Origin of the sequence: Maribacter luteus, assembly GCF_009674825.1 — a bacterium.
Taxonomy (GTDB): Bacteria; Bacteroidota; Bacteroidia; order Flavobacteriales; family Flavobacteriaceae; genus Maribacter_A; species Maribacter_A luteus.
Map to the genome: position 1 here is coordinate 1 of NZ_WKJH01000010.1, position 5,538 is coordinate 5,538.

The window sequence follows — 5,538 nt, forward strand, 5'->3', positions numbered from 1 at the left end:
GTATCACATATAGGATGCGGAGCAAGTTATATTAAAGAAAAAAAGGTGGTTTAAGGCAAAAAAGAAAATATTGATTAACTTTAGAGAACTGGACTAAGGCTTTTCATAGGATACGTTGTTGTATGCTGGTGTTTATCCCATATGTTAATTAATCCCTCCCCGAATTTAACTTTTACTTTCGATAACTCAAAACCTCCCTTTTCTTGGTTTTTTTACTGAAATCAGAATCTTTAATTAATGGGCTTATCTTATTACGAAATAAGGGTTATGCTTTTTTTCATAAGCTATTGAAGTAGAAGGTCCGTGACCTGTATAAAAAATTGTGTTGTCCGGTTTCGTAAATAATTTCTTTTCAATACCATCTAATAATAGTGGTAAATCACCATATGGAACTTCTGTATGACCAATACCTCCTTTAAACAACACATCAGCACCAATCATAAAATCTTGCTGTTCACAATAAAGGACTATGCTTCCTGGCGAATGACCTGGTACATGAATAACCTCAAATGTAGAATTCCCTAAGGCAATACTATCTCCTTCTTTCACATAATCTGTTAATGGAGAAACAGGATCCATACGGATATTAAACCACCCAGCCATTTCGGGAATTCTTGGCATTAATAAATTAGCCTCTTTATGACCTACAAATGGAACCTTCCATTTTTGTAAAGCAAAATTAACTCCCATAACATGGTCAAAATGTGCATGAGTAGCTATTATTTTGACAACATTTAGTGCTTTTTTATCTATGAAGGAAGTAAGTATCTCATCCTCTCCTATATTCCAATTTCCTGGATCTACAATAATGCAGTCTTTAGTTTCAGAATCCCAAAGTACATACGTATTAACCTGAACAGGATTAAATGGAAAAATTTGAATTTTTATCATACGCTTATAAGTTTATGTATTTATCATAAAACTCTCCAAATGAATCATAAGTAAATTTTACGGCATCTTTTGAAATCTGAGCATCTGGCACATAAGCATCAAAACCGTGATATGCTCCTTTATATAATTTGAATTTTGTATCAATGCCTTCCTCTTTCAAAGCATTTATATAAGCGATAGTTTCATCCTTAAAAGGCTCCAAATCGCCTACAAATGAAATTGTTGGAGGGAAATTTTTATAATCTTTATTTCTAGCTGCTGCTGCGTAAGGAGGTATTTCTTCATTATTATCTCGAAGATTTTTCAAGTAAGAATCCCAGCCTTTTTTATTTGATTTGGCATTCCATATAGGAACGGAGGTCATTTCTTTAGCAGACTTTGTATTTTGGCGGTCATCTATCATTGGATAAAAAGGCATTTGAAAAGCTAGGTTAATATCTTTTGTATCTCTGGCTTTTAGGGTAACAGCAGCTGTTAATCCACCGCCACCACTATGACCAGCAACCATAAAATTATCATCATAAATACCGAGTTCTTCAGCATTTTCTTTTGCCCATAATAGTGTGTCATAACAATCGTTAAAAGCAGCAGGATAAGGAGCGTCTAAGGCTCTTCGGTAGGCAGGAGCAATTACTACACAAGGTCTTTTTTCTATAAATTGCTTAATAATATCTAGGTTAGGTGTCATTTCCGGACTCCCTAAAATATAACCTCCACCGTGAATATATTGCAACAAAGGTAATTTCCCTTCCACATTTAGTGGTTTAAATATTCTTACTCTAATATCGGGACCGCCATTTTTACTTGGAATAAATCGTTCTTCATTATATAACCCTTTTATCTTTTTGCCGTTAAAAATTCGAGCAGAAAAGTTCATCATTTTTATGCCCCAATTCCTACTTGCAAGAAATGGAAAAGATTTAAATGTATTGTATTTAGGTAGAAGTCCTTTATCTGTTAATTCTTTCATTATTGTTTTGTATTTAAGTTAATTCAAAAATCTAAATTAAAGTCCTAACTCTTCCGTTAATACTTGTTTATAGGTTGATACGGATTGTGCACCAACAATTGACTTTAAGGAATTAAAAAACATAGCAGGTACTCCCGTAACTCCTTTGTTTATCCAATGCTTTTCTTCCGTTTGAATTTGTGTACGAGCATCAGCATTGTCTAGTCTTTTAATTGCTTCATCTGCATTTAAACCCACAGTTAACAGTTCTTTATGCAAAATGTCTCTATCGGAAATATCTTTACGTTCGCTATAAAATGCAGAAACTAATCGGAGATTCAATGCTGTTTGTAATCCAAATTCTTTCGCATAATCAAGCAAAATATGAGCGTCTTGCGAATTGATGATTTTTATGCCATCAAAAAAATCGAAAGTAAACCCTTCTTCTGCTCCTAATTTGGTTAAATATGCCGTCTGCCTATCTGTGTCTTCTTTTGTGGCGCCATATTTACGCGCTCTGTAATCATAACTAATTTCACCTTGAGCAGACATACCCGGATTAAGTTCAAATGGTTGCCATTCAATTTCAACCCTGTCATTTACACCTAATTCATTAATAGCTTTTTGTAGTCTTTTATATCCAATAAGACACCAAGGACATACTACGTCCGAAACGATATCTATTTTTATTTTATCTGACATAATTATTGTATAGATAATTAAACATTATTCTTTTGTCCAAAATCTACTTTCAAAAGCTTTGTCCACAGGAATATCAAAGATGTGATTTGTGTAGTTGCTCAATGTTTTAACCGCTGCGCCTGTAATAATACCCAGAATATGACTTTTTGTATAACCCGCATTTAAAAAGTTTTCAATATCCGCTTCTGAAGGATAGCCTCTTTTTTCTATCATTATTTTAGAAAATAGACTTAATGCCTTCAATTTCTCATCAGGAATTTCAGTGTTATTTCGTATTGCATCAGTTACTTCTTTAGGGACTTTAGACACTCGGTCTGCAATTATGCTATGAGCTGCCATACAGTACTCACAATTATTCTCGTAGTTCATAGATAAAAAGACAACCTCTTGTTCCTGTGGAGTAAAACCTGCGTTTTTTCTAAAAGATTCGTACGAATAAATATATGCATCTAGTAAGGCATCGTTATTAGCCATTGTAGCATACATATTTGGAATCATTCCGGCTCTCTTTTTTGATACTTCTAAAAGGTTGCTCGATAAAGTATTTGCCGTTTCAATTGATTTTGCTTCTAACGCTATTTTTCTTGTTGTATTCATAATATTATAGTTTTGTTTTATGTAAACTAAATTTCTTTTATGATGCAAGTATACAATAGTTACTGCTGTTTCACAATACGTTACCATTAGGTGAACAAGTAACCAAATGGTTAGTGTTGTGCTGTACAAGGTGTTTGGGACGAAAAAAAAATGAACTTTTTTTAAAATAAATTTTGATGTTTTAGATGTACTGTAAATCCACAACTTTAAGTTACATTTGTATCGCAAGTATATAATGTATAGTGTAGGTAATCAATCTGTTAGTTGCAATAGTTATTGATTATGTAATTGAATAGTAAAAAAGTAATGTTATGAATGATAAAAAAGTAAAACAGATACTGGAAGACCTGGATGTAGAAAATCCTGGTGAAGTTTGCCCTATAAAAGATGTATTGGCAGAGGTGCTTGATAAATGGACAATGATGATAATTTTGGTACTTGGCAAACACAAAGTTTTACGTTTTGCCGATGTAAGAAGAAGTGTTGTAGGTATATCTCCTAAAATGTTGACTAAATCATTACGTACATTAGAGCGAGATGGTCATGTTAACCGTAAAGTTTACCCTGAAGTGCCTATTCGGGTGGAGTATAGTTTAACAGAACAGGGTGAAGTATTTCTGAAAAAATTAGTTGATTTAGCCGCTTGGATTAAGCCACATGTTCCTACTATTGTTAAAAGCAGAGAGCAATTTATTAAATAGATTGTAGAGAAACCTGCTCTTTTGGCAAACTTTAATTTAAGTTGTCAGTTTTGTTATTTTAAAATTTGTAAGTGAAGATTTTATTCTTTTAACAATCCGATTATTTAGCAGGTGTTTATCCACACTTGCATACAACGTTTAGTATAACCGCAGTTACTGGTTGATATGCAATAATTTTTGGTTTTACACTGACCTTAGCAATTACGTGTGGATTCGGACGCAGTCGAATCCGCCGTAATTGCGGTTATACATTGTTGTAGTGTCGTTTTTAATTTTTCATTAGGGCGTATTTATCTCCATTTGATTTTATCATAGTTAGAGTATTTTGGTCAAACGTAAAATTCCACTTTCCATCTAACAGCGTACTAGAGTCATAAATAGCTGGCAGAACTAATTGTTTATTATCAAACACTATTATATCTCCATTAATTGAATATTCTCCATGATAAATAGGTATCAAGTAGCCATCTCCAGTACTATTCCCCAAAAATTTTCCATTTATAAACTCAATTTCCACATTTGCAACATTGTTGTCTCTTTTAAAAGTCCCTGTATATTTTCCGTCAATTTTTAACATAGTATTTTCATCGTTACTACAGGCAGCAGTAAGAATTAAAACCCCTATTAAAATTATAGCATTCAGTTTCATAAGTTTCTTTTTTAAAGTAAGACGTAGTTTTTCTTTAAAAGTTGCGCCAAATGCACTACAACGTTTTGCATATGGCTTGTGGCGGTTTCGAAGCACTAGCCTGTCGGCCGAAACCAAAGCTGGCTACAAAGCGAAAGCCTTGCTGCCAGCCGTTCACCCGCCATAAGCTATATGCTTTGTTGTGCGGTCGGCTTTTTTTAAATTTTTGTCTTCAGTTTTAGTGTTTTTAAGTCGAAAATTAAAATTTCATTCTTGTCCGTCTTATCATACTTTCCATTTTCATTTGTGTCGTAGTGACCAGTAATCACTATCGTTCCTGTTTGATTATTGACTGTCCACGTTCTGGTAAAAAATTTGTCTTTAGTCAATTGCTTTTTGGTTTTACCGTCTACCGAGATTATAAAAATCTGTTGTGGGTCTGACCAATCAATTCCACTTTTTCCGTCTAGGTCGACAGATTTAGCAGCTACGATAATTTGATTAATTTCAAGGTCGTCAATTTTTACTTGCTCAACTTGACCTAAATATCCATCTCCGGGGAAATCAACTTGTACCGTTGAACCATCTTTTGTGTCGATAAACAGAAGATATTTGCTCTTGGATTCCGCCATTTTACTTCTGTTGTCAATAGATGCAATTACATAGTCCGTTCCTTTAACTTCGGTCAATTTGTTGAAATGAACATAGTCATATTTATTCTGTCCGAAAACCGAAAGACTTAGAATGGTCAGAATTATAGCTAGCAAATTTTTCATGTCGTCTGTTTTTTTTAGCTGCCGCACAACGGCTCCGTATATGAAAAGTAGCGCAGAAAATAAGCGATTTTTTTTCGGATTAACACAAGCCGAATTTTTAAATTTTTCTATTTATCTTTTTACTGGGAAATCGTCAAATTTAAAAATTTGGCGACTTTCAAAAATGCCCAAACCTTAGTGTTATCAATGACTTGCGTTATTTTTTATAGCATCGATGAAAAAGCAGTAAGTCGAGTATCTTTAAAATGAACAAAAAATTAAAGATATGGTTACTCAAATTACTGCTGTACCGAA

The 5,538-nt window shown here is 33.6% G+C and carries 7 protein-coding genes; 1 reads left to right on the forward strand and 6 read right to left on the reverse strand.

What is annotated here, in order from left to right; translation table 11 throughout:
• Positions 1-243: 243 nt before the first annotated feature.
• From GJ691_RS11285 to GJ691_RS11300, 4 genes are read right to left on the reverse strand one after another with little or no spacing between them, the layout of a single operon-like run.
• Positions 244-891, reverse strand: a complete 648-nt coding sequence (locus GJ691_RS11285; protein ID WP_154366941.1) for an MBL fold metallo-hydrolase — start codon at positions 889-891, stop codon at positions 244-246.
• Between the two features lie 4 nt (positions 892-895).
• Positions 896-1,861, reverse strand: a complete 966-nt coding sequence (locus GJ691_RS11290; RefSeq protein WP_218944432.1) for an alpha/beta hydrolase — start codon at positions 1,859-1,861, stop codon at positions 896-898.
• Between the two features lie 36 nt (positions 1,862-1,897).
• Complete coding sequence (locus GJ691_RS11295; protein WP_154366943.1) at positions 1,898-2,542, reverse strand: DsbA family oxidoreductase; 645 nt, start codon at positions 2,540-2,542, stop codon at positions 1,898-1,900.
• Between the two features lie 24 nt (positions 2,543-2,566).
• A complete protein-coding gene (locus GJ691_RS11300) occupies positions 2,567-3,139 on the reverse strand; it encodes a carboxymuconolactone decarboxylase family protein (protein WP_154366945.1) in 573 nt (190 codons plus the stop codon).
• Positions 3,140-3,450: 311 nt separating this feature from the next.
• Here GJ691_RS11300 and GJ691_RS11305 point away from each other — a divergent pair, with 311 nt between their 5' ends.
• Positions 3,451-3,840, forward strand: coding sequence for a winged helix-turn-helix transcriptional regulator (locus GJ691_RS11305; RefSeq protein WP_281351234.1), 390 nt, complete (start codon positions 3,451-3,453; stop codon positions 3,838-3,840).
• Between the two features lie 268 nt (positions 3,841-4,108).
• Here GJ691_RS11305 and GJ691_RS11310 read toward each other — a convergent pair whose 3' ends face one another.
• Positions 4,109-4,489, reverse strand: a complete 381-nt coding sequence (locus GJ691_RS11310; RefSeq protein ID WP_154366947.1) for a hypothetical protein — start codon at positions 4,487-4,489, stop codon at positions 4,109-4,111.
• Between the two features lie 197 nt (positions 4,490-4,686).
• Positions 4,687-5,244 (reverse strand): hypothetical protein, encoded by a 558-nt coding sequence (locus tag GJ691_RS11315; RefSeq protein ID WP_154366948.1) that lies wholly within the window; start codon positions 5,242-5,244, stop codon positions 4,687-4,689.
• Positions 5,245-5,538 lie beyond the last annotated feature (294 nt).

What these genes read in the sequence shown, in the direction of transcription:
- GJ691_RS11310 (WP_154366947.1), bottom strand. Translation starts at nt 4,489, where the DNA reads ATGAAACTGAATGCTATAATTTTAATAGGGGTTTTAATTCTTACTGCT.
- GJ691_RS11295 (WP_154366943.1), bottom strand. Translation starts at nt 2,542, where the DNA reads ATGTCAGATAAAATAAAAATAGATATCGTTTCGGACGTAGTATGTCCT.
- GJ691_RS11305 (WP_281351234.1), top strand. Translation starts at nt 3,451, where the DNA reads ATGAATGATAAAAAAGTAAAACAGATACTGGAAGACCTGGATGTAGAA.
- GJ691_RS11290 (WP_218944432.1), bottom strand. Translation starts at nt 1,861, where the DNA reads ATGAAAGAATTAACAGATAAAGGACTTCTACCTAAATACAATACATTT.
- GJ691_RS11285 (WP_154366941.1), bottom strand. Translation starts at nt 891, where the DNA reads ATGATAAAAATTCAAATTTTTCCATTTAATCCTGTTCAGGTTAATACG.
- GJ691_RS11315 (WP_154366948.1), bottom strand. Translation starts at nt 5,244, where the DNA reads ATGAAAAATTTGCTAGCTATAATTCTGACCATTCTAAGTCTTTCGGTT.
- GJ691_RS11300 (WP_154366945.1), bottom strand. Translation starts at nt 3,139, where the DNA reads ATGAATACAACAAGAAAAATAGCGTTAGAAGCAAAATCAATTGAAACG.